Consider the following 21,888-nt stretch of genomic DNA (forward strand, 5'->3'; position numbering starts at 1 on the left):
CCGAGCCCACGAGCGTTGCAGCCGACAGCCGCTCGCCCTCCAAATCCATGACCAACTCCCGGCGCCACAGCAAGTGGTAGAGCACCGGCAGCACCGCGACGGGATCCCCGACCATCCGAGCCCCCTTCAACAGGCCACGGGATCGGGCGAACACCGCTCGCAGGTCCGCCACCAGCGGCCCACGCCACACCCGCGGGTGCCGGTAACCCGACAGCCAGCGCAGATTCGCCGCCAGCACGGGATCGAGCATCCCGACCCGCTCGAAGTCCCAGCCGACCTGGGCGCAGGCCACGGCCGTGGCCGCGAACTTCGCCGCGTCCTCGGGCTCGATCCGATTGTCCGGGCGCACGTCCAGCACCACGGCCGTGCCGTCCCGACGGCGTACGAAATAGTCCGGCGTATGGCGGATCCATCGACCCCGGCCGCCGTCCCGCCACGACAACCGGAAAGGCTGCGAGGCCACCCCCACTACATCTGGCTCGGCGTCCAGCCGCATCAGGTGCCCGAGCTCCACCCACGACTCATAGCCCACCAGGTCAGCTCCTGTAGCAGCCCAGTACCAGCCCGGGAAGTTCCGCTGACCCCGGTACGATGGGAACCCACGCACCTGCCCAGCCGCCTCGAAACGGGTCGGCCACATCACCCCAAGCGGCCCACCATGCTGCTCACCGCAGGCGTCGACGTACTCCAGCCAGAAGTCCTCCGCCTCCACTAGCCACCCCCACTCGGCGCCGACCTGGTACGACGACCGTAGGGAGCCGGGTGCGGCGGTGGGTCAAGAAGAGCGAGACAGATCGACAGATGGCCAAGGTTGACTGTGACAAGTGACCAGATGGTTCAAATAGACCGAGACTGGCTCAGCTTCAGTGAGACACGTCAGGTGTCCGTTCCCGATTGAAGTGATCGGCTAGACGGGAGCCGATCAGCAGCTGGTCAGTTCTGCTGGGACAACTGACGGTCTAGCCGTCCCGGGGGAGTGAGCGGAGCACCCCGAAGCTGGTCCGGTTCACTGGGACTGAGCAGATCCATTGGGGCGTCGACCATCGCGGTATCCCGGGGGCTCATGAACTTCGGAGCGAGAACTGGCGCTTGCACTCTCCGTGACGAACTACGTCGGCAAGGCACGATCCTTTCACTACATCCTTCAGTGCTGCGACACGGTGGTGAGATCGGCAACCGATGGGCTGCGCTCGCTCGTCTCTCGGGTATGCCTCAGCCGCCGCAAGGACCGTCTCCAATACCGCTTACCTGGCCGCGCTGTGCCGAGGACGCCAGTCCAGAAAGTACGTTCGGCTGCCCAGGCATCCGCGTACCGGGCCACACTGCGTGTCTCGCCCACCTGGCCGACCCCGACCGCGATGCCTACCTTGCTGGTCTGACCCCCGGCGCTGACATTGACCACCGCGGCACGCCCTTCACCGAACCCCTCTTCGATGCTCTCCTCAACGCACTCCGTGACCCCGCAACCGGACACCCCCACTTGGGCGACGCCAAGTTCGGGTTGGCGACCTTCGAGGGTCGCGTCGGTTTCGAGGCGGCGATTTTCGAGGGTGACGCGTCGTTCGAGTCAGCGACTTTCAAGAGCGTCGCGGTGTTCGGGCCAGCGACCTTCAAGGGCGTCGTGTCGTTCCAGTTGGCGATTTTCGAGGGCGCCGCCAGGTTCGAGTTGGCGATTTTCGAAGACGGTACCCGGTTCGATTCGGTGACCTTCGAAGGCTCCGCACGCTTCCAGTCGGCGACCTTCAAGGGCGGCGCCGGGTTCCAGTCGGCGACCTTCAAGGGCGGCGCCGAGTTCCGGTCGGCGACCTTCGAGCGCGGCGCCTGGTTCCAGTCGGTGACTTTCGAAGGCTTCGCAGGGTTCGGGTCCGTGACTTTCAAGGGTGCCGCTGGGTTCGGGTCAGCGATTTTCGAGCGCGATGCCTTGTTCGTGTCGGCGACCTTCGAGAAAGCGGTCACCGTTGGGCCGTTGGTATGTGCCGGGCGGGTCCTAATGTCCGGGGCGACCTTCGGCAGTCCGGTGACCCTCTCGTTTGCTGCACAGCGTCTGGAGTGCCGTCGGACTCGCTGGTCGTCCACAGCTGAGGTACGCCTGCGCTACGCCACGGTGGATTTCGCTCATGCGGTTTTTGAGTACCCCCTCACGATCGCCGCAGAGCCGGATCCGTTCGTGCTCGCCGACGGCCAGCAGTTGGCAGAGGCTTCCCTCGTGAGTGCGTTTAGTCCTGGGGTGAGGCTGGCGTCGCTCCGTGGCGTGGATGCGGCCCACCTGGTCCTGGCCGACGTCGATCTGTCGGGATGTCTGTTCGTCGGCACAGTGCACCTGGACCAACTGCGCCTGGAAGGCGCATGCACGTTCGACACGGTCCCGCCCGTCGTGCACTGGCGACGTTGGCCGCCCGTACGGTTCACCGAGCGCCGCACCCTCGCCGAAGAACACCACTGGCGTGCCAGCCAGCCGGGGGCAGTCCGGGGCTGGAACGTAGCCGTCCTGGGCGCCGGACGCGCTGGGCCGTTGCAGCTGGCGCCGGTGTACCGGGCGTTACGCAAAGCCTTCGAGGACGGCAAACACGAGCCCGGGGCCGCTGACTTCTACTACGGGGAGATGGAGATGCGCCGTCACGCCGGCGACATTCCCCGCAGCGAACGGAGCCTGCTGACCGCGTACTGGGCGTTGTCTGGCTACAGCATGCGCGCCTCCCGGGCCCTGGCCTGGCTCGGCGCCGCCATGCTCCTCACCATTGTGATGCTGATGGCCGTCGGCCTCCCCACGGACACTCCGAAGCAGACCGCGACCGGCACCGTCCCGGCCGACGGAGGCAGAGTCACCTTCGAGATCGACAAGGACGATCCGAAGAACCCCACCGGCAACCGGTTCACCGGCGAACGCTTCGAGAAGGCCCTGAACATCACGCTCAACTCGGTGGTGTTCCGCTCCTCCGGCCAGGACCTGACCACCTCCGGCACCTACATCGAGATGATCTCCCGCTTGACCGAACCCGTCCTTCTGGCCCTTGCCGTCCTCGCCGTCCGCAACCGCATCAAGCGATGACCCACCGCCGCCATCTGCGGCAGTTCGTCACGGAGAGTACAAGCGTCGGATTCGAGCCGCTGTCTCTCAATCCCGTAGATCCGTATGCAACCGGGGCAAGCGTGCCCGTCGGATCAGAACCGGCGGGAGATCCTGACAGTTCGCCGATCAGATCGAGCGGGACTTGGTCACTTCCACTGGGGAACGGACATCAGGCAGCGAGCAGGCTCAGCGCGGTGCGAATGTTGCGGGGAACACTTTTGCAAGCGGGCGCTTGCAAAAGTTAGCGGGGGTGGCGCAGTATGGGCGTATGGCATCACTCAACGTCGGCAATCTCGGTGGGTACCTGCGCGAGCAGCGGCGTAATGCGCAGCTGTCGTTGCGGCAGCTCGCCGATGCCGCCGGGGTGTCCAATCCGTATCTGAGTCAGATCGAACGCGGACTGCGCAAGCCGAGTGCGGACATTCTGCAGCAGCTGGCCAAGGCGCTGCGGATCTCCGCCGAGACGCTGTATGTGCAGGCCGGGATGCTTGACGAGCGGGAGCGGGAGGAGTTGGAGACGCGTGCCGTCCTCCTCGCCGACCCCTCGATAAATGAGCGGCAGAAGCAGGTGCTGCTGCAGATCTACGAGTCGTTCCGCAAGGAAAACGCGCTCGACGCGGAGAGTACGGAGAGCACGCACGGTAAGGAGACCACGGAACGGGCGGCCGGTGCGGACGTCGACGTCGCCGGGGTCTTCGAGGACACCTCCGCCGACGGCCCCGGCACGGCCGGCGGCGGTGCCGAAAGCCCACCCTCACACTGATCCGGGAGGACCACAGTCATGGCCATCGCCGATGACCTGCGCAAGACCCTCACCGACCCGACGCCTCTCTACTTCGCGGCCGGTACCGCCGATCTCGCCGTGGAGCAGGCCAAGAAGGTGCCCGGCCTGATCGAGCAGCTGCGGGCCGAGGCCCCGGTGCGTTTCGACGCCGTACGCAACTCCGACCCCAAGGTTGTCCAGGACCGGGTCACCATCCAGGCCAAGGAGGCCCAGGCGACCGTCCAGGCCAAGGTCAACGAGGTGTTCGGTTCGTTCGACACCGATCTGAAGAAGCTGGGCGAGTCCGCTCAGGACCTGGCGCTGCGGAGCGTGGGTGTGGCCGCGGAGTACGCGGTCAGGGCCCGTGAGACGTACGAGAAGGTCGCCGAGCGCGGCGAGCAGACCGTACGGTCGTGGCGCGGTGAGGCCGCGGACGAGATCACCGAGATCGCCGTCGCCGTCGAGCCCGAGCCCGCGCCGAAGCCCACGCCGAAGCCCGCCTCCGCGCAGCGGCCCGCCCCCGCCCAGAAGGCGAAGCCGGCTCCGGTGGCCGAGGCGAAGAAGCCCGCCGCGGCTCCCAAGCCCCCCGTGGCCAAGAAGGTCACCCCCGCCCCGCGCAAGACGACGGCGAAGAAGAACACGCCGCCGTCCGCCAAGTGAGCGGCGCGTAGGCAGCGGGTAAGCAGCGGGTAGCAGGGGCTAAGAGGTACGTATCCAAGGAGACGGGCCGGGCACCTCAAGGGTGTCCGGCCCGTTCTCCAGGTACCTTGGCGTACCGGGCCGAGAGGCGTTTTCCTCCACAAATCAGGCGGTGCTCAGCTTGTTGCTCTCAGGATTCGGCACATTTCTCTGGCTGCTCAATCTGGGCATGCTCGTCCTCGCCGTCCTCGCCTTCGGCCTCTCCGTGATGGCCCGTGAGGACGCCTACCGCGCTGCTGACAAGCAGACCAAGAAGTTCTGGCTGATCATTCTGGGTCTCACGATCGTCGTGAACCTCTTCGTGCCGTTGCAGATCCTGTTCCTGCAGCTCGCGGGGCTCGTCGCCACGATCGTCTTTCTCGTCGACGTACGGCCCGCCGTCCGGCAGATCTCCGGTGGTGGTGGCGGCCGGCGCGGCGGATCGAGCAGCGACGGTCCTTACGGCCCCTACAACGGCGGACGCTGAAACGGTTGCGGCGCGGCCGCCGGGCCTCAGGCCCCGCGGCCCAGCAGCAGGACCGCCACATCGTCGGTGAGCTCACCGCCGTTGAGCTCGCGCACCTGAGCGACCGCCGCCTCCAGCAGGTCGTCGCCGCCCAGCCCCTGCGCCAGCTGCCGGTTGATCATCTCGACCATGCCTTCTTGGCCCAGCCGCTGCGTGGCGCCAGGGCCCATCCGGCCCTCGATCAGGCCGTCGGTGTACATCATCAGACTCCACGACCCGCCCAGCTCGACCTGCCGGCGCGGCCAGCGGGCGCGCGGCAGCAGTCCCAGGGCCGGGCCGCCCTCCTCGTACGCGAGCAGCTGCGCCGCCCGTCCACGGCGGGTGATCAGCGGCGACGGGTGGCCCGCCAGACAGAGTCCGGCCCGCCGCCCGTCCGGGGAGATGTCGACCGTGCAGAGCGTGGCGAAGATCTCCTCGCTCTCCCGCTCGTGCTCCAGGACCTGCTGGAGCGTGGAGAGCAGCTGGTCGCCGCAGAGCCCGGCCAGCGTCAGCGCCCGCCAGGCGATCCGCAGCTCCACGCCGAGCGCCGCCTCGTCGGGGCCATGGCCGCAGACATCGCCGATCATCGCGTGGACCGTGCCGTCCGGCGTACGGACCGTGTCGTAGAAGTCCCCGCCCAGCAGGGCTCTGGAGCGGCCGGGCCGGTAGCGGGCGGCGAAGCTCAGGTCCGAGCCCTGGAGCAGCGGGGTGGGCAGCAGGCCGCGCTCCAGCCGGGCGTTCTCCTGGGCGCGCAGCCGGGACTCGGTCAGCTGGCGCTGCGCGATGTCCGCGCGCTTGCGCTCGACGGCGTACCGGATGGCTCGGCTCAGCAGCCGCCCGTCCAGCTCGTCGCGGAAGAGATAGTCCTGCGCTCCGACCCGTACCGCCGCGGCCGCCCGCTCGACGTCGCCCTCCGCCGCCAGCGCGAGGACGGCATGGCGGGGCGCGAGCCGCAGGACATGCTTCAGCGGGGCCAGCTCATCGCTGTCGTTCATGCCCGACAGGGCGAGATCCACGAGGATGCAGTGGATGTCGTCCGTGAGCAGCCGCTCGGCCTCGGTGAGGTTGCGCGCGGTACGGATACGGACGCGCGTACCGGCCCCCTCGGGCAGCTCCGGAGCGGTGAAAGTGCCCGCCGGGTCGTCCTCGATCACCAGGAGCATGAGGTCGCCGCCCTTGGCGGTCTCCGCGGCGGGGTGGGTCTCCACTGTTGAACCTGTGCGCTGCCGCGGTACGGGTACGGGCATCGGTCTGGTTTTCCTTCCCTCCCCCCGAGGGCGCGGCGGAGCGACGATCGACGTTCCGCCAGACGGGGACCTTAGCGGTAGCCACGGCCTCAGCGGAATGGCGTATGGATGAAGAGCCACTGTCATATGCCGCTCACCATCAGGCATCCATGGCGATATGGGAGCGTTTCCATGACGAACATCACGCGCGCGGACGCGCTCCGGCGCCGGGGAACGTGGGCTGCGTCACATGGCTGCTGTGACCGGCGCCACGGCTACCGCTGCGGACGGCGGCGCCACAACCTTGCTCGCAACCCCGCTCACCCTATTTGTCCGGGCGTACGACCCCGAGAATCAGCATCGAGCCCGCGCCCGCCAGCGTCACATTCCGCCCCGGCCGCGGCGCGTGCACGATCGCGCCGTCGCCGACGTACATCCCCACATGACTGGCGTCCTGGTGGTAGATGATCAGATCGCCGGGCCGCATGTCCTTGATGTCGATCCGCGGCAGCAGCCGCCACTGCTCCTGCGAGGTGCGCGGGATACCCCGGCCGGCCGCCGCCCACGCCTGTGAGGTCAGCCCCGAGCAGTCGTACGAGGACGGGCCTTCCGCGCCCCAGACGTACGGCTTGCCGATCTGCCCCGTCGCGAACTCGATCGCCTTCTTGCCCTGCGCGCTCGACGCGCGGTTGATGTCCTTGAGCGCGCCGGAACTGAGCCAGGCCGACTGTGCCTGGAACGCCGCGTCGCTCTCCAGCTGCGCCAGCCGCGCGCGCTCCTCCTTCTCCAGGCTCGCTTCGAGCTTCTTGGCGGCGGCGATCCGCTTCGTGATCTCCTTCTTCGCCTTTTCCTTCTTGGCCCGGTTGGATTCGAGCTTCTGCCACTGCGTGCCCGCGTCCGCCGTGTACGTCGTCAAGTCCTCCTGCGCCCGGGACAGTTCGACGATGAGGTCCTGGGTGGCCTTCTGGCCCTGCTGTATTCGCCCCGCGCCGTCCAGGAAGAGCTGCGGATCGTCGGTGAGGACGAGCTGCGCCTCGGGCGGCAGCCCGCCGCCCCGGTACTGCGCGCGGGCGGCGGCGCCCGCGCGCTTCTTGAGGTCGTCGATCCGCAGCTGGCCCTCGACGATGTCCTCGGCCAGCTGGACGACTTCGGCGGACTGCTTCGTGGCCCGCTCTTCGGCGAGGTTGTACGCGTCGGTGGCGGAGGCGGCCTTCTGGTAGAGGCCGTCGATCTCCTTGCGTATGTCGTCGAGGGACTTCTTGCCGGGGGCGGCGGGCATCCCGGCGGGCGTCCCGGCTCCCGGGGGGAGTTCGACCGGCGGCGGGGGGACGGCGGGCGGTGACGATACGGGCCGCGGGGCGGGCGCCGCGTACGCCTGATTCATCAGATCGGGTGACGCCAGCACGGCGAGCGCACAGGCCACAGTGATCGCGGCAGTGGCCCAGCGACGTCGGTTCACAAGCTCCCCCTCCGAGCCAACCCCACACCAGACATACCTGATAAACCGTCAGTTACGTCCTGCCATCGCCGTGATCGTGCCATGCCCTCCGGCAAAACGACAGAGGCAGACGGAACCTCACAGGTCGCACCCACCCCATGAGGGACGAACGGGCAGCCGTTCGTGTTCCCGCGGTCACCGCTGGCTGCCCCGGCCGGAACCGGGCGCGAGGGCTGCCCACTTCACCGTCACCTCGCCCTGCCTCAGCCGGCGCGGATCGGCCACGAGCGGCCAGTCGGCGGCCAGTTCCCGTACGGCCCTGATCCAGCGCTGCCGCGCCCCCAGCGAGGCATACGGAGCGGCCGCCGCCCACGCCCGGTCGAAGTCCCGCAGGAACGCGTGCACCGGCTCGCCCGGCACATTGCGGTGGATCAGCGCCTTCGGCAGCCGCTCCGCCAGATCGGAGGGCCGGCCGAGCGAGCCGAGCCGGGTCGCGAAGGTGACCGTCCGCGGTCCCTCGGGGCCGAGCGCGACCCACACATGCCGCCGGCCGATCTCGTCGCAGGTCCCCTCGACCAGCAGGCCGCCGGGCGCGAGGCGCGCGCACAGCCGCGCCCACACCGCGGCGACCTCGCCCTCGTTGTACTGCCGCAGCACATTGGCCGCCCGGATGAGCATCGGCCGCCGGCCGCCGTCCAGCGGTATCTCGAAGCCGCCGTGCCGGAAGCGGAGCCCGTCGCGTTCGTACGGCCGCGCGGCGGCGACCCGGGCCGGGTCGATCTCGATGCCGACGACTTCGGTACGCGGCTCCGCCGTACGCAGCCGCCGCAGCAGCTCGACGGCGGTCCAGGGGGCGGCGCCGTACCCCAGATCCACCACGACGGGGTCGGCCGAGCGGCGCAGCGCGGGGCCGTGCGCGGCGCTGATCCAGCGGTCCATGCGGCGCAGCCGGTTCTGGTGGGTGGTGCCGCGGGTCACCGCGCCCACCGGGCGGGACGCCGGGCGGGAGGGCACAGACGCGTACGGCATACGGATGAGCGTAACGACCCCGGGTACCCGGACGAGAGGCCGGAGAGGTCTGCCGAGAGGTCCGGCCTTGCCGTCCCGGGGCGGGCCACCCGTCGGACGATGAGGGTTGAGCGGGTTGAGCCCTCACCGGCAATGATTTGGCAAAGCGGAATGAAGGAGCCCATTCCGTTGTTGGCCGCCTTCAGAGGGCCTCGAAACCCTCCCTTTGCCGTGCTCAGTGTTCCGAGCGAGAGGACCGTGGACGTGAGCCAGTACGTGTCCCGTATCGCAGGCACGTTCGTCGGACCACCCCGTCTCCGGCTTCCCGGCCACCACCGCCGGCCCCGGCGGATCGCCATGCTCAGCGTCCACACCTCCCCGCTGCACCAGCCGGGGACGGGCGACGCGGGCGGTATGAACGTCTACATCGTCGAGCTGGCGAAGCGGCTGGCCGCCATCGACATCGAGGTGGAGATCTTCACGCGCGCCACGACCGGCGGCCTGTCGCCCACCGTGGAACTGGCGCCCGGCGTGCTCGTACGGCATGTGGACGCCGGCCCCTACGAGGGCCTGGCCAAGGAAGAGCTGCCCGCGCAGCTCTGCGCCTTCACCCACGGTGTGATGCAGGCCTGGGCGGGCCACCGCCCCGGCTACTACGACCTGGTGCACTCCCACTACTGGCTGTCCGGACATGTCGGCTGGCTCGCCTCCGAGCGCTGGGGCGTCCCGCTCGTCCACGCCATGCACACCATGGCGAAGGTCAAGAACGCCGCGCTGGCGGAGGGCGACACCCCCGAGCCCGCGGCCCGTGTCATCGGCGAGACCCAGATCGTGCGCGCCGCCGACCGGCTGATCGCCAATACGGCGGAGGAGACCGACGAACTCGTCCGCTTCTACGACGCCGACCCGGCGAAGGCCGCCGTCGTTCACCCCGGGGTGAACCTGGACTGTTTCTGTCCGGCGGACGGCCGCGCTGCCGCCCGCGCCCGCCTCGGGCTGCCGCAGGACGCCTTCATACCGCTCTTCGCGGGCCGTATACAGCCGCTGAAGGCTCCTGACGTGCTGCTGCGGGCCATAGCCGTGCTTCTGGAGCAGGATCCCTCGCTGCGTACGAAGCTGGTCGTACCGGTTGTCGGTGGTCCGAGCGGCAGTGGTCTGGCCAAGCCCGAGGGGCTACAGAAGCTCGCCGCGCGCCTGGGGATCGCCGACATCGTCCAGTTCCGGCCGCCGGTCGGCCAGGACCGGCTCGCGGACTGGTTCCGGGCGGCGTCCGTCCTGGTCATGCCGTCGTACAGCGAGTCCTTCGGCCTGGTCGCCATAGAGGCCCAGGCGGCGGGCACCCCGGTGGTGGCCGCGGCCGTGGGCGGTCTTCCGGTGGCGGTACGGGACGGATCGACGGGCTTCCTCGTCCCCGGCCACGAACCGGCGGCGTACGCGCGTGCGCTGCGCGGCTTCCTGGACCACCCGGAGCTGGTCGACCGGATGGGCGCGGCGGCCTCACGCCACGCGCAGTCCTTCGGCTGGGACACGGCGGCTTCGGCGACGGCGGACGTGTATACGGCGGCCATGCAGGATCACCGCCGCCGCGTGCGCGCGCACCACGGGTGAGGTACGACGTACGTGCGCGCAGCGGCTGCTGAGGTCCGCGCTGACCAACGCTCGCACGATGGCTGACGTGCGCGCGGACAGCGGTTGAGGTCCGCGCTGACCAACGCTCGGACCATGGCTGACGTACGCTCGGACCATGGCTGACGTACAGCGAACCGATGAGGCGGCGCTCGTGACCCGCGTCATCGAGCTGGCGCTGACATCCGCGGAGCTGGAGTGGGAGAGCCCGCAGCCCGGCTCGTACGTCGTCACCCTCCCCGGCACCCGCAAGCTGTCCACGACCTGCTCCCTGCTGGTCGGGCGGCACGCGCTCTCCCTCAACGCCTTCGTGATCCGCCACCCCGACGAGAACGCCGAGGCCGTCCACCGCTGGCTGCTGGAGCGCAATCTCAAGCTGTACGGCGTGAGTTACGCGGTCGACCGCCTCGGCGACATCTATCTGACGGGCAAACTTCCGCTCGCGGCCGTCACCGAGGACGAGATCGACCGGTTGCTCGGCTCGGTTCTCGAAGCGGCGGACGGTTCCTTCAACACGCTGCTGGAGCTGGGCTTCGCGAGCGCGATCCGCAAGGAGTACGCGTGGCGGGTGTCCCGGGGCGAGTCCACCCGGAACCTGGACGCGTTCGCTCATCTGACCCAGCGCCCTTCGGCCTGACGCGGTCTCAGCGTCCGTACGGCAACCTCTTTCCCGGCTCTTCCCCGGCGCCTGAGCCCCATGGCATGCTCACTCCAGACGCAGACCTGAACGTCGTTCACATACATGGAGGCGGCTCATGGAGTACGGTCATCGCGCCATCAGCAGACGGGCATTGCTCGGCAGCGCCGTCGTCGTCGCCGCGGCCGGAGCGGCCGGAGTAGCCGGAACGCCCGGAGCATCCGCCGCGTCCGGGACTTCCAGGACAGCCGGGACGTCCGGAACTTCCGGGACGGCCGGGACGTCAGCGCTATGGCGTGAGTTCGCCAAGTCGCCGTACACGCACCCCCAGATCCCGTACGTCGGGCAGGCCGGCCAGCGCGCCGGTGCCACCCGCTTCCCCCGGCATCGCGTCGTGGCCGACGTGCGCGCGTACGGCGCCAAGGGCGACGGCTCGGTGGACGACGCCCCCGCGATCAACCGTGCCCTCGCCGCTGCCGGAGCGCGCGGCGGCGGCACGGTCACCCTCCCGCCCGGCACGTACCGGATCGACGACGTGATCCGGATCGGGCACAGCGACGTCGTCCTGCGCGGCGCCGGCAGCGGCCGTACGAAGCTGTACGCGACGAAGAACCTGACCGAGCTGATCGGCCCGTACGGCAGCCGGTACGGCGGCGACAAGTCCAGCTGGTCCTGGGCCGGCGGCCTCATCTGGCTCTGCCCGCAGGAGCGTTGGAACACGCTGACCACCGCCATCAAGGAGCGGGCCTGGCCGTTCGAGGGCTGGACGGGCAACAAGCGCGACGAGTGGCGGACCCTCACCGCCGTCGCCCGCGCCGATCGTGGCGACCGGTCCGTGACCGTGGAGGACGCCTCGAAGCTGACGCGCGGACAGCTCGTCCTGCTCCGGCTCGCCGACGACGCGGACCACACCCTCCTGCAGCACATGGCGGGCGGCGGCCCGGGCGCGGAGGCGTACGACTGGAACGCCATGACCAAGCTGACGTCCTACGTGCCCTACGAGTGGCCGGTGCGCATCACCGCCGTACACGGTACGAAGGTCACCCTGGAGCGTCCGCTTCCGCTGGACGTACGCCCGGAGTGGGAGCCGAAGTTCACCACCCTGGCCACGCCGCTCACCGGCTCCGGCGTCGAGGGGCTGACCCTCGAAGCGGTCGAGACGCCGCAGTCCCCGCACCTCCTCGACAAGGGGCACAACGGCGTCGCGTTCCAGTGCGCGTACGACTGCTGGGCCGAGGACGTCGTCGTACGCCATGTCGACAACGGCTTCGGGCTGATCGCCGCGTCCGCGTGCACCCTGCGCCGTACGCGCGTCGCGGGCCGTGGCTCCCACCATCCGTACTACTGCCGCGAGGGCTCGCACGACAACCTGATCGAGGACTTCGTGATCGAGGGGCGTACGGTCCCGGCGCCCGCGGGCACGCAGCTGCACGGCATCAATGTCGAGGGGCTGTCCAGCTACAACGTCTGGTCGCGCGGGCGGATGGAGATGGGCACCTTCGACACCCACCGGGGGATGCCGTTCGCCAACGTACGCACCGAGATCACGGTCAGCAACGACGGGCGGCACGGCGGCGACGCCATCGCGGGACCGCTGTACGGAGCGCGGTTCGCGCACTGGAACGTCACCGTCACCAATGAGCGTGCGGGCCTGATCAAGATCGACGAGATCGCCCCGTACAGCGTGACGGCCGGTATCGGCGAGGTCAGGGAGTTCGACCAGATCGACGTCCCGGACTTCGCGGGCGAACTGCACGCGCGCCTGGAGGCGTACGGCCGTCCGGAGGACATCAGGCCGCGCAACCTGTACGAGGCACAGCGCGAGGTGCGTCGGTAGGGGTCAGGGCCGAGGGGTAGTCGGGGTGGGCCGGGTTGTGTGGTGTCGGGTGGGGCCGCCCCTTTCTGTTTGAGTGTCGCGGTTGCGGGTCGGGCGTCAAGGGCGCTCCTGCGTCGCGTCGGCTGCGCCGATTCCGCTTCGCTCCACCCTTGACCCCCGTCCCTCCACCGCAAGTGAAGGCAGTGGGGGGCGGCCGGGGGGAGGGTTCCCCGGGCAGGCTTGCTATGGGCGGGGGCGCTTTGCCGACCTCGGGTCGGTGGGTGGTGTACGCGGCAGTGGAATGGGGCGGCCCGGCACCGGCTCAGCGGCTGACCACCGTCCGTGGCCGAGGCACAAGCAGGTGTCTGAGCCGGGTGGGTGGCGGGGTGGGTGTGACGTATGGGACGGAAGTGGGCCGGTAGAGGGCTCCGATGTGCTCGGGAACCCGCTTAACGCACCTCCTGACACAGCGCAGTCCTCCGAGGACCCCAACCAGCCGGGCAAATGGGTACATATCAGGGCGCCGAGCGCCTCTCGTACCCGCTTCTGGGCTGTCATGCGGTCACGGAGCCCAGACACCTGCTTGTGCCTCGGCCACGGACGGTGGTCAGCCGCTAAGCCGAGCCGGGCCGCCCCATTCCACTGCCGCGCAGACCACCCACCAACCTGGCGGCCGGGAACGGACCCCAGGAAACAGCGGATCTTCCCCGGGGAACCCTCCCCCGGCCGCCCCCCTCAAAGAGTCACTTGCGGTGGAGGGACGGGGGTCAAGGGTGGAGCGCAGCCGACGCGACGCAGGAGCGCCCTTGACGCCCGGCCCGGAGCCGCGACACTCACACAGAAAGGGGCGGCCCCACAGTGCTCAACACGACCCGACCCACCCCGACTACCCCTCGGCCCTGACCCGCAGACAAAGGTCTGATGACGACCCTCTGTGACCGTCCAAGCGTCCCCACGGCTCAGCGCAGGAAGCCGCGCTCGTCCACTCTGCGTGTCGGTGATGTGCCGAGGAAGACCTCGGGCGAGGCGGGGCCGTAGGAGATGTTGAACGTATCGAGCCGGTATGACCACGGCCCTGCCCTGGTGCCGACGAACCGGTAGTTGATCTGCCGAGGGCGAGGGCGAGGGCGAGGGCGAGGGCGTCGGCGACGACGGGAGCGGGCATCTCCAGGACGTGCTGGCGGATCGCGGAGACCCGGCTGGCGACGGGCATGCGCGATCATGACCGGAATGGACACTCGTTTTCTTGGTATCGCTGAGCTGGCCGAAGCCCCGTCCGTGGCGGTCGTGGTCGACGTCATGCGTGCTTTCACCGTGGCTGCCTGGGCTTTTGCCCAGGGGGCGGAAAAGATCGTTCTTGCTGAGTCGCTGGACGAAGCCCTGGCGCTCAAGGCCCGCCACCCGGATTGGGTGGCGCTCAAAGACGGTCCGTCCGCGCCCGGGTTCGACACCGTCAACTCGCCGGGCCTGCTGCGGTCTATTGACCTTGGCGGACGGACCGTTGTGCAGAAAACCACGGCAGGGACAGTCGGCGCCCTCGCGGTCAAGGAGGCGTCGCTGGTGCTGTGCGCCAGCTTCGTGGTGGCGGAGGCAACGGCTCGGCTCTTGCGGACACGCGAGAGTGACAGTGTCACGTTCGTGGTCACTGGCGAAGGTGGACAGGCCGATGAAGATCTGGCGTGCGCTCAATACATCGCTCGGAGAGCCGCCGGGGCTGGGACGGATGCTGCCGATTTCCTCCGCCGCGCTGCCGCGTCGCGCGCCGCCGCCGAGCTGGCGGAGGGTGTGCGCCAAGGAGTCCATCCTGATGACGTCGCACTCTGTCTTGAGCTCGACCGGTTCCCCTTTGCCATGGTGGCGACCTTGGAAGACTCGCTCATGGTCCTGCGTCCTTGCGCCGTGCCTTCGCTGACCGACGACGCCTCGATCTGATAAGCGAGAGCCAGCATCCGGTCGGGTATGCGGCATCAGCCGCATGTCCCGATGAGCGAGGCTTACGTGAGCTGACTGTCCGCGATCCGAGCATCTGCGGCCTGACCGGCCGCAGCCTCACCGCCCGCGTTCGCTGCGGACTGCATCTCCGTCGCCGACCGCGCTTCCGCTGCCGACCGCACCTCCACCGCCGCCTCGGCCTCCGGTTCCGACAGTCCCCGCATCAGCAGCCAGTAGCCCAGCCCCGCCACCGTACCCAGCACCGCGCACGCCCCCCACAGCCACTCCGCGCCGAAGCGGTCGATGACGAAGCCCGCCATCAGCGGGGCCACCAGGCCTGCCACCGACCAGGACATCGTGTACATGCCCTGGTAGCGGCCCCGGCCGTGGAGGGGGGAGAGCCGTACCACCAGGCCGGTCTGGGTGGGGGCGTTGACGATCTCGGCCAGCGTCCAGACGCAGACGGTCAGCGCGTAGACGGCGATCGACCCGGCGAACGCCGTCAGCCCGAAGCCGTACCCCGCGACCAGCGACGAGATGATCAGCAGCCGGCGGGGATCGCGGTGCTGGATGAAGCGGGTGACCGGGATCTGCATCACCACGATCAGCGCACCGTTGACCGCGATGGCCATACCGAATTCGACGCTGGAGAACCCGTCCGTACCCATGGCCACCGGCAGACCGACGTACCCCTGCTGGAAGATCAGTGCGACGACGAAGGACAGCGAGACGACCGTCATGAAGCGGCCGTCCCGCAGGACCGTCCCCATCCGGACCTCCGCCTCGGCCTCCGCCCCGGCTCCTGCCCCCGCGAGCTTCTCCGGTGTGGGCTTCGCGCGCTCGGGCCGGGACTCCGGCAGCTTCAGGTAGACCAGTACGGCGCAGGCGAGCGTCAGCGCCCCCTCGCCCAGGAAGCCCGCGAGATAGCTGTGCTGCGCGATGAAGCCCGCGCCCGCCGCCGAGACCGCGAAGCCCAGGTTGATCGCCCAGTAGTTGAGCGAGAACGCCCGTACCCGATCCTCCGGCTTGACGATGTCCGCCACCATCGCCTGCACGGCCGGACGGGAAGCGCTGGAGGTCACTCCGACCAGGAACGCCACCGCCGCGATGGCCACCGGACCCTCCATGAAACCGAGCAGCGCCACCGAGGCGGCCGTCGAGGACTGCGCGATCAGCATGGTGGGCCGGCGGCCGAGCCGGTCGGTCATCACCCCCGCGCCGAGCGAGGAGACGACCCCGCCGAGTCCATGGAGCGCGACCACGAGACCGGCGTACGAGGCGGAGTAGCCCCGGTCCAGAGTGAGATAGAGCGCCATGAACGTGGCGACGAATGCCCCGAGCCGGTTGACCAGGGTGCTCGTCCACAGCCACCAGAACTCCCGGGGCAGTCCCGAGACGCTTTCCCTCGCGGCACGTCTCAGACCGGCGACGGACGTGGCGACGGACATGCGGCATCCCCCAGGACAGCGGTGGTAAGTGGCCAGACGGCCAAAGGCAACTTACGCGCAACTTACTTACGGCCCCCTCGCCGGCGCCAGTCAATTGACGGCGGGGGCCGACCGAGGGCGGGCCCGGCCGGACGGATCCGGCCAGCCGGGACGGGGCCGGGTGCCGTCAGGAGGGTCCATTAGGCTTTGGCCCATGGCCGACGCACCGTACAAGCTGATCCTCCTCCGCCACGGCGAGAGCGACTGGAACGCGAAGAACCTGTTCACCGGCTGGGTGGACGTCAACCTCACCGACAAGGGCGAGAAGGAGGCGGTCCGCGGCGGTGAGCTCCTCAAGGACGCCGGCCTGCTGCCCGACGTGCTGCACACCTCCGTCCAGAAGCGCGCCATCCGCACCGCGCAGCTCGCGCTGGAAGCCGCTGACCGCCACTGGATCCCCGTCCACCGCTCCTGGCGGCTCAACGAGCGCCACTACGGCGCGCTCCAGGGCAAGGACAAGGCCCAGACGCTCGCCGAGTTCGGCGAGGAACAGTTCATGCTGTGGCGCCGTTCGTACGACACCCCGCCGCCGGTCCTGGAGGACGGCACGGAGTTCTCGCAGAGCGACGACCCCCGCTACTCGATGATCCCGTCGGAGCTCCGCCCGCGGACCGAGTGCCTCAAGGACGTCGTCGTCCGCATGATGCCGTACTGGTACGACAACGTCGTCCCGGACCTGCTGACCGGCCGTACGGTCCTGGTCGCCGCCCACGGAAACAGCCTGCGCGCGCTGGTCAAGCACCTCGACGGCATCTCCGACGCCGACATCGCGGGCCTGAACATCCCGACCGGCATCCCCCTCGTCTACGACCTCGACGCCGACTTCCACCCGACCAACCCGGGCGGCACCTACCTCGACGCAGACGCCGCGGCAGCCGCGATCGAAGCCGTCAAGAACCAGGGCAAGAAGAAGTAACCAGAGCTGAAGAAGCCCCCCACCTGCGGGTTTTCCGCGTAGTGGGGGGCTTTTTGGTGCGCTGGGCCGTCTGTGGGCCGTCTGTGGGCCGTGGGAGGGATTCAGGACTGTTCTCAAGGGTTCCTGAGCACCTCCGTTAACAGCGATGTGACCGGTATGCTTGTCCCGCCTCGTCTGAACTCTCCTGAACTCCGCGCTAGAGCACGTGAGTTCTAAGGCTCCGGCCCGAGAAGCGGGTCGGCTGGAGGAGAAGGGAGGCGGTAGAGGTGAGTCTTGAGAAGGACGAGCCCCGTGGGTGGACCAGTGCCGAGAGGTGGCAGGTCTGGCTTGCGGGAGGGGGCCTACTAGTAGCCATCGCTACCAGCGTGATGCAGTTCGCTCGATGAGCGAGTCACGCGCGAGAACGGTCGGGATCGGGTGCTGCACATGCAGCGAGCCCGGTCTGCTCCTACGCGACCGGGCTCGCTGACTGGATGAGGGCCTGGATCTGGTTGCTGCCGGATCCAGGTCCTCGGTCGTTCTAGTCCTCGCAGCTCTTGTGAGCTATCTAGAGCCGGATGAAGCCTAGATCTAACTAGAGCTAACTGGATCTGAGTCTCTCACGCGTAACTAATACCCTCAAGTTTCCGTGCTTGTGATCCGGGTTCTTCTTCGAGTGGTCTTCGGACTCTTCTTCTCCGACTCGAACTTCGCTGACGCGCTGTTCCACGTCTTCTAGTAGTCCTTCACGAGTACGCAGAACCGTTGTCCTCGTCGCTTCTCCCCTCAGCTCTGCCAAGCACCGAGGCCACAGCTTTCCGAGTCCGCTCCTGGCTGGACGGCGTGAGGTGGGCGTACACCCGGAGCGTCAGACCCAGGTCCGAGTGCCCGAGGTACTCGGCGAGCGCCTTGACGCTCTCCCCGGCGTCCAGGAGCACCGCGGCGTAGAAGTGCCGCACGGCGTGCATGCGGTTCTCACATGGCTCGGCGTGCGGACCGGATGCGGCGAGCCAGGCCTCGGCCGAGGACAGGCCAGTGCCGGCGAAGGCCCTGTGCGAGAGGACGAGGTCGTGCCGGTGTCGCCCTCGGTGGCTGTTGCGGCTTGGGCGCGGGGCCATCCGGTGCGGGCGGTGCGGGGGTGCCAAGGGTGACGGAGTAGCCGACGGGACTCGATGGAGAAGTGGCCGCAGAAGCCGCGCATGTGGGCCCATGCGCGGAGCCGGAGGTCTTCCAGTTGCTTGCGTGCGCCGAGGGCCCAGGCCGTCTGGATCAGCTGGCGGACTGCTCGCTGATGTCGAGCTGGGCGAGTTCGTCAACCGCCCATGAACTCAGGTGAACGACCCGAACCGCACCCCGCACGCCCACCAACAGACTTGCGTGCGTTTGCCCTCGGCGTACGGCGGGATTGGCGCGCGGCCGACGCTGGCAGGTCTCACTCTTGGCCATCGACGAAGCCCGACCGTTGGTTAGGCCCTGGGTTGTTCCGGACCGCCCCCAGACAGTGCCGGGGATGCAGCTGCTCTGCAGAGCTGGACACCTCGGAGCCGGCCGCGCGACTGAGACCCTAGCCATGGGCGCTGACAACCGCTCGGCAACCATGGCAGCGCCGTTCGGCCCCGCACCACAAGCGCACCAGATCCAGCGGGTAACAGCGGGGGATCACGGTGAAGGCAGCCGAGCCCGACAAGGCCACGGCCCAAGCTGATGTTCGCGACCGTGCGCTCGTTGCGCTCCCGCGCGAATCGACGTGCGCCTTCACAAGCGCCAGGACCCGGGCCACGGTGACCAGAACCACGAGTTCACCATCAAGCCGAAGGGGAGACGGCATGACGAAGTGTGGCGCGCCGACGAAGACAGGCGGTCGGTGTCAGAGGAAGGTGATGACTGGTACCGCCCGGTGTCCGGTCCACCAAGGGCCCTGGTCGGCGTACGGCGTAGCCCAGCGCAAGGAGAAGGAAGCCAAGGAGAAGAAGCGCAAGATACGCAAGAAGCGCTAGCCCGCACTGACATCCACGAGTGACATCAACGGCCTCGTACGTCGGCGCCCTTGCACAACCCGGCTCGGGCGACGCAGCCACGCAGCTCCACGGCCACGCCGAACAGTGACGGCAGCGCTGACGGCAGTAAGCATGGGCGACGGCGGCATTGGCGGTCGATCACGGCCCGGTACGAAGCCGTCAGGCCCTGCGCTCATCCTCTAGGCGTCTGTTCCCGAGTCGAGGTTGGGCGCGGTAGTACGGAGCCAATCAGCAAGTACGGAGAAGTCGCCTTCGGTGAGGCCCTTGGTCGGGTCGACACGGTAAAGGAGCGATGGTGCCTGGTGCTGCGCAGCGACCCAGAGTCGATCCATACCGCTGATCTCGTCATCGACCCAGATGAAGGGACGGTCGTCGGCCCACTCTACGAGGGGGCGGGTCTTCCAATGCAGGCCGCGTGGGCCGTCGTTGGTGGAGGCTTCGGGCCACTCCACTACGGGCAGGCTGGGCAGTCCGATCCGTGGGGCGACGGACTCGTTGGCTTCATCCATCCACGTCGAGGCCCACACCAGGTCGCACCCCAGCGCCATCAGACGCGGCCCCACGGCGTGGTCGAGCCGCCCGAGCAGGGGGTTCCCTTGATCAGGGAATGCTTTAGAGACGGAGGCAGGCGTCTGAAGCCGGCTGTGCGAAGGCCCGAACGGGATGAGGGGGCCGTCGACGTCGAGGAAGAGGATGGGGCGCTCCACTGAGTGGGTCACGGCGGCACGATAACCCTGTGCGGTGGAGAGCCGGCTGGCAGGCCACCGAACGTGCCATCCACACGCCGTCTTGGGCCGTCCCTGGGCCGCCCGAGGCATCTCGGAGAGGAACTCTGGTGGCCTTCGCCCCGGCTTCTGCGGTCTGTAGCACCGCCTACGTCCGCACCAGAGACGCGGTGACCCGCGGTGACCCACGGTCAATTGTCAGTGGGGCCTTCTACTGTCACGGGCATGGGAAGCCACTTCCAGACCATCGTCGACCTGGATGCCACTTCGGCAGACGCGCCGGCACTCGCAGCCCGCGGCCTTGACTGGCTTGTCGAGGAAGGCATAGTCCGCGCCGAGCGTACGGATTGTGTTCTCGGTGCCCCGCTGGGGCACCCGCCCGGGCTGCTCTGGGCCAAGGCGGTCGGTCAAGGGGACTGGGAGCCCAGCGACGGACTCAAGATCGAGACCGGCCGAACCGTCTTCCACGGTGGCCAGGGCGATGCCACGTACGCCGTTTGTCCCCACTGTGCCGCCCACGTGGACCTCTTCACCGAGGAGGGGGACACGATCGCGGATGCTTGGGAACCCTTCGGGATAGCCATGGAGACGTGGCACGACACAGGCCGGGCCACCATCACCTGCCGGCGCTGCAGCCGAGCCGGCGATCTGACCACGTGGGCTTGGGACGACGACTACTACGCATTCGGCTACCTGGGCTTTGAGTTCTGGGACTGGCCCGAGTTCAGCCCCGGCTTCCTCAGTCGATTCGCACACGTGCTGGGTGGCCATCGCACGGTCCTGGTCGGGGGAAAACTGTGAGGGACAGTGCTCCTCATGTGCCGAGGCATACGGTCCGGGGTATGGCGATCAGACCATCTGACAAGTGGCGTGCCCGGGTGGCTGAGGAAGCGCGGGATCTTGCGGCCGGGGTGCTGAAACCGGAATGTGCCTATATGGCGCAGCTCTTCCCGGAGTCCCTGTTGGAGGCGACCGACACCACGTTGCAGACGTTCGAAGCGGACGTGAGGGCGCTGCGGAACCCTTCCGACGAGCAGGTCTTCGAGACGATCAAGCATGTCGTTCTGGCGCTCAACGAGATCAACGAAGAACACGACGGCGCGGGATACGAGACCGACGAGCGTGAGCAGCTGTGCGCGTACATCGACCAGGCCCTGAGCGAGCGCGGTATCGACATCCCGGCCCTGACGGAGAGGAACGGCATCGGCCGATTCGAGATCACGGACGAGTGGCGCGATTGGTGACCTCGGCGGTCACACCGCCGGTAGCTCGCAGCGAGGGGGTCTCAGTCTGTTCAGGGACCTGCAGGACGTCGGGCCGAAGTGGCCGCGCATCCTGGCGGGATGACAGAGGTCCGAGAGCAGCACGTGAAGGTTCACTTCCACCTGGAGATCGAGGACGACTGGCCTCCCGCCACGGTGGAAAGCCTGTGGGCCGTCGACCAGGGCGACGGGACGGTGAAGCTCGACAACATCCCGTGGTTCGTCCGTGGGGTGGCGTGCGGTGACATCGTGACGACCACGGCGGATGAGGACGGCGTGCGGTGGGCCGGCGACGTGGTCCGTCGCTCGGAGAACTGCGCCATCCGGCTCATCGTGCATCGCGGTGGGGGCTCGGGCGCCGCACGGGGAAGCGTCCTCAACGCCTTTCACGAGCTGGGGGTCTGCGGCGAGGGGATCGAGAGGTTCGGCATGGTCTCCCTGGACGTCCCTCCTACCGCCGACCTTGCCAAGGTTCAGCGACTCCTCAACCACGGTGTGGCCAAGGAATGGTGGGACATGGAAGAGGGGTGCATCACCGCGGCTTGGCGCACGGCTGCGTCCAGCTGAGGTACGTCGTGCTGGGGTGGCCGGCCCTCGATGTTGGTATGTCACCCAAGCTCTCCATGCTGAGGGCGATCACCGCCAGGACCTCCGCAGACTGCACGTGCGTGACGATACGTGCCGCCTGTACCACAACCTGTCAGGGCCCTAGTAGGGCTTTGTTAGGTGGTGTCGTAGGTCTGCCATGGGGTGGGTTGTCGGCAGGTGGGGCAGGTGCCGGTCCAGGTGGTTAACAGGTGTT

General features: G+C 68.5%; 17 protein-coding genes and 3 pseudogenes. 12 read left to right on the plus strand and 8 right to left on the minus strand.

The annotated features are described in order from the left end of the window. Positions 1 to 19: 19 nt before the first annotated feature. Positions 20 to 640: pseudogene (locus ACZ6MZ_RS31945) on the minus strand (TnsA-like heteromeric transposase endonuclease subunit); the annotation flags it as partial. Between the two features lie 840 nt (positions 641 to 1,480). Here ACZ6MZ_RS31945 and ACZ6MZ_RS31950 point away from each other — a divergent pair. From ACZ6MZ_RS31950 to ACZ6MZ_RS31965, 4 genes are all read left to right on the plus strand, one after another. Beyond that, positions 1,481 to 3,049, plus strand: coding sequence for a pentapeptide repeat-containing protein (locus ACZ6MZ_RS31950; protein ID WP_469355964.1), 1,569 nt, complete (start codon positions 1,481 to 1,483; stop codon positions 3,047 to 3,049). Positions 3,050 to 3,338: 289 nt separating this feature from the next. Then, on the plus strand, positions 3,339 to 3,833 hold the full coding sequence (locus ACZ6MZ_RS31955) for a helix-turn-helix domain-containing protein (protein WP_469355966.1): 495 nt from the start codon (positions 3,339 to 3,341) through the stop codon (positions 3,831 to 3,833). 18 nt (positions 3,834 to 3,851) lie between these two features. Next, positions 3,852 to 4,493: a hypothetical protein gene (locus ACZ6MZ_RS31960; protein ID WP_469355968.1), complete on the plus strand. Its 642-nt coding sequence runs from the start codon at positions 3,852 to 3,854 to the stop codon at positions 4,491 to 4,493. Positions 4,494 to 4,653: 160 nt separating this feature from the next. Continuing rightward, on the plus strand, positions 4,654 to 4,998 hold the full coding sequence (locus tag ACZ6MZ_RS31965; protein ID WP_384185352.1) for a DUF2516 family protein: 345 nt from the start codon (positions 4,654 to 4,656) through the stop codon (positions 4,996 to 4,998). A gap of 26 nt (positions 4,999 to 5,024) precedes the next feature. Here ACZ6MZ_RS31965 and ACZ6MZ_RS31970 read toward each other — a convergent pair whose 3' ends face one another. From ACZ6MZ_RS31970 to ACZ6MZ_RS31980, 3 genes are all read right to left on the minus strand, one after another. Next, the gene (locus ACZ6MZ_RS31970; protein ID WP_384185324.1) at positions 5,025 to 6,263 is read right to left on the minus strand and encodes a PP2C family protein-serine/threonine phosphatase; all 1,239 of its coding nucleotides are present in this window, start codon (positions 6,261 to 6,263) and stop codon (positions 5,025 to 5,027) included. A 304-nt stretch (positions 6,264 to 6,567) separates the two neighbouring features. Further along, the gene (locus tag ACZ6MZ_RS31975; protein ID WP_469355970.1) at positions 6,568 to 7,701 is read right to left on the minus strand and encodes a C40 family peptidase; all 1,134 of its coding nucleotides are present in this window, start codon (positions 7,699 to 7,701) and stop codon (positions 6,568 to 6,570) included. A gap of 174 nt (positions 7,702 to 7,875) precedes the next feature. Next, on the minus strand, positions 7,876 to 8,709 hold the full coding sequence (locus ACZ6MZ_RS31980; RefSeq protein WP_469355971.1) for a class I SAM-dependent methyltransferase: 834 nt from the start codon (positions 8,707 to 8,709) through the stop codon (positions 7,876 to 7,878). A 243-nt stretch (positions 8,710 to 8,952) separates the two neighbouring features. Between ACZ6MZ_RS31980 and mshA the strand changes: the two genes are divergently transcribed. From mshA to ACZ6MZ_RS32000, 4 genes are all read left to right on the plus strand, one after another. Beyond that, entirely contained in the window at positions 8,953 to 10,296 is a 1,344-nt protein-coding gene (mshA, locus tag ACZ6MZ_RS31985) for a D-inositol-3-phosphate glycosyltransferase (RefSeq protein ID WP_384337197.1), read from the plus strand. 136 nt (positions 10,297 to 10,432) lie between these two features. Next, entirely contained in the window at positions 10,433 to 10,951 is a 519-nt protein-coding gene (locus tag ACZ6MZ_RS31990; RefSeq protein WP_469355973.1) for a type III secretion system chaperone family protein, read from the plus strand. A 118-nt stretch (positions 10,952 to 11,069) separates the two neighbouring features. Beyond that, on the plus strand, positions 11,070 to 12,788 hold the full coding sequence (locus ACZ6MZ_RS31995) for a glycosyl hydrolase family 28-related protein (RefSeq protein WP_469355974.1): 1,719 nt from the start codon (positions 11,070 to 11,072) through the stop codon (positions 12,786 to 12,788). A 1,209-nt stretch (positions 12,789 to 13,997) separates the two neighbouring features. Further along, positions 13,998 to 14,699, plus strand: coding sequence for a 2-phosphosulfolactate phosphatase (locus ACZ6MZ_RS32000; protein WP_469355975.1), 702 nt, complete (start codon positions 13,998 to 14,000; stop codon positions 14,697 to 14,699). 62 nt (positions 14,700 to 14,761) lie between these two features. Here ACZ6MZ_RS32000 and ACZ6MZ_RS32005 read toward each other — a convergent pair whose 3' ends face one another. Then, positions 14,762 to 16,147, minus strand: coding sequence for an MDR family MFS transporter (locus ACZ6MZ_RS32005; RefSeq protein WP_469355977.1), 1,386 nt, complete (start codon positions 16,145 to 16,147; stop codon positions 14,762 to 14,764). Positions 16,148 to 16,340: 193 nt separating this feature from the next. On the opposite strand from ACZ6MZ_RS32005, the gene ACZ6MZ_RS32010 reads away from it, so the two are divergent. Further along, on the plus strand, positions 16,341 to 17,102 hold the full coding sequence (locus ACZ6MZ_RS32010; RefSeq protein ID WP_469355979.1) for a phosphoglyceromutase: 762 nt from the start codon (positions 16,341 to 16,343) through the stop codon (positions 17,100 to 17,102). Positions 17,103 to 17,827: 725 nt separating this feature from the next. On the opposite strand, the pseudogene ACZ6MZ_RS32015 reads toward ACZ6MZ_RS32010, so the two are convergent. From ACZ6MZ_RS32015 to ACZ6MZ_RS32025, 3 genes and pseudogenes are all read right to left on the minus strand, one after another. After that, positions 17,828 to 18,079: pseudogene (locus ACZ6MZ_RS32015) on the minus strand (tyrosine-type recombinase/integrase); the annotation flags it as partial. A 140-nt stretch (positions 18,080 to 18,219) separates the two neighbouring features. Further along, positions 18,220 to 18,354: pseudogene (locus ACZ6MZ_RS32020) on the minus strand (hypothetical protein); the annotation flags it as partial. Between the two features lie 924 nt (positions 18,355 to 19,278). Further along, on the minus strand, positions 19,279 to 19,818 hold the full coding sequence (locus ACZ6MZ_RS32025) for an HAD domain-containing protein (protein ID WP_469355981.1): 540 nt from the start codon (positions 19,816 to 19,818) through the stop codon (positions 19,279 to 19,281). Between the two features lie 231 nt (positions 19,819 to 20,049). On the opposite strand from ACZ6MZ_RS32025, the gene ACZ6MZ_RS32030 reads away from it, so the two are divergent. The 3 genes from ACZ6MZ_RS32030 to ACZ6MZ_RS32040 all read left to right on the plus strand — a co-directional run bounded on the left by ACZ6MZ_RS32030 (position 20,050) and on the right by ACZ6MZ_RS32040 (position 21,653). Continuing rightward, positions 20,050 to 20,625, plus strand: coding sequence for a hypothetical protein (locus ACZ6MZ_RS32030; RefSeq protein ID WP_469355982.1), 576 nt, complete (start codon positions 20,050 to 20,052; stop codon positions 20,623 to 20,625). A gap of 41 nt (positions 20,626 to 20,666) precedes the next feature. Beyond that, on the plus strand, positions 20,667 to 21,068 hold the full coding sequence (locus ACZ6MZ_RS32035) for a hypothetical protein (RefSeq protein WP_389793271.1): 402 nt from the start codon (positions 20,667 to 20,669) through the stop codon (positions 21,066 to 21,068). Between the two features lie 99 nt (positions 21,069 to 21,167). Beyond that, positions 21,168 to 21,653 (plus strand): DUF4265 domain-containing protein, encoded by a 486-nt coding sequence (locus ACZ6MZ_RS32040; RefSeq protein ID WP_389793269.1) that lies wholly within the window; start codon positions 21,168 to 21,170, stop codon positions 21,651 to 21,653. The last annotated feature ends 235 nt before the right edge of the window (positions 21,654 to 21,888 follow it).

It is taken from the genome of Streptomyces sp. NPDC042201 (assembly GCF_055582185.1).

Bases quoted from the DNA above. Each gene is read 5' to 3' on its own strand.
- ACZ6MZ_RS31995 (WP_469355974.1), top strand. From the start codon at position 11,070: ATGGAGTACGGTCATCGCGCCATCAGCAGACGGGCATTGCTCGGCAGC.
- ACZ6MZ_RS31980 (WP_469355971.1), bottom strand. From the start codon at position 8,709: ATGCCGTACGCGTCTGTGCCCTCCCGCCCGGCGTCCCGCCCGGTGGGC.
- ACZ6MZ_RS32005 (WP_469355977.1), bottom strand. From the start codon at position 16,147: ATGTCCGTCGCCACGTCCGTCGCCGGTCTGAGACGTGCCGCGAGGGAA.
- ACZ6MZ_RS32030 (WP_469355982.1), top strand. From the start codon at position 20,050: ATGGGAAGCCACTTCCAGACCATCGTCGACCTGGATGCCACTTCGGCA.
- ACZ6MZ_RS32010 (WP_469355979.1), top strand. From the start codon at position 16,341: ATGGCCGACGCACCGTACAAGCTGATCCTCCTCCGCCACGGCGAGAGC.
- ACZ6MZ_RS31955 (WP_469355966.1), top strand. From the start codon at position 3,339: ATGGCATCACTCAACGTCGGCAATCTCGGTGGGTACCTGCGCGAGCAG.
- ACZ6MZ_RS31960 (WP_469355968.1), top strand. From the start codon at position 3,852: ATGGCCATCGCCGATGACCTGCGCAAGACCCTCACCGACCCGACGCCT.
- ACZ6MZ_RS32035 (WP_389793271.1), top strand. From the start codon at position 20,667: ATGGCGATCAGACCATCTGACAAGTGGCGTGCCCGGGTGGCTGAGGAA.
- ACZ6MZ_RS31970 (WP_384185324.1), bottom strand. From the start codon at position 6,263: ATGCCCGTACCCGTACCGCGGCAGCGCACAGGTTCAACAGTGGAGACC.
- ACZ6MZ_RS32000 (WP_469355975.1), top strand. From the start codon at position 13,998: ATGGACACTCGTTTTCTTGGTATCGCTGAGCTGGCCGAAGCCCCGTCC.
- ACZ6MZ_RS31990 (WP_469355973.1), top strand. From the start codon at position 10,433: ATGGCTGACGTACAGCGAACCGATGAGGCGGCGCTCGTGACCCGCGTC.
- ACZ6MZ_RS32040 (WP_389793269.1), top strand. From the start codon at position 21,168: ATGACAGAGGTCCGAGAGCAGCACGTGAAGGTTCACTTCCACCTGGAG.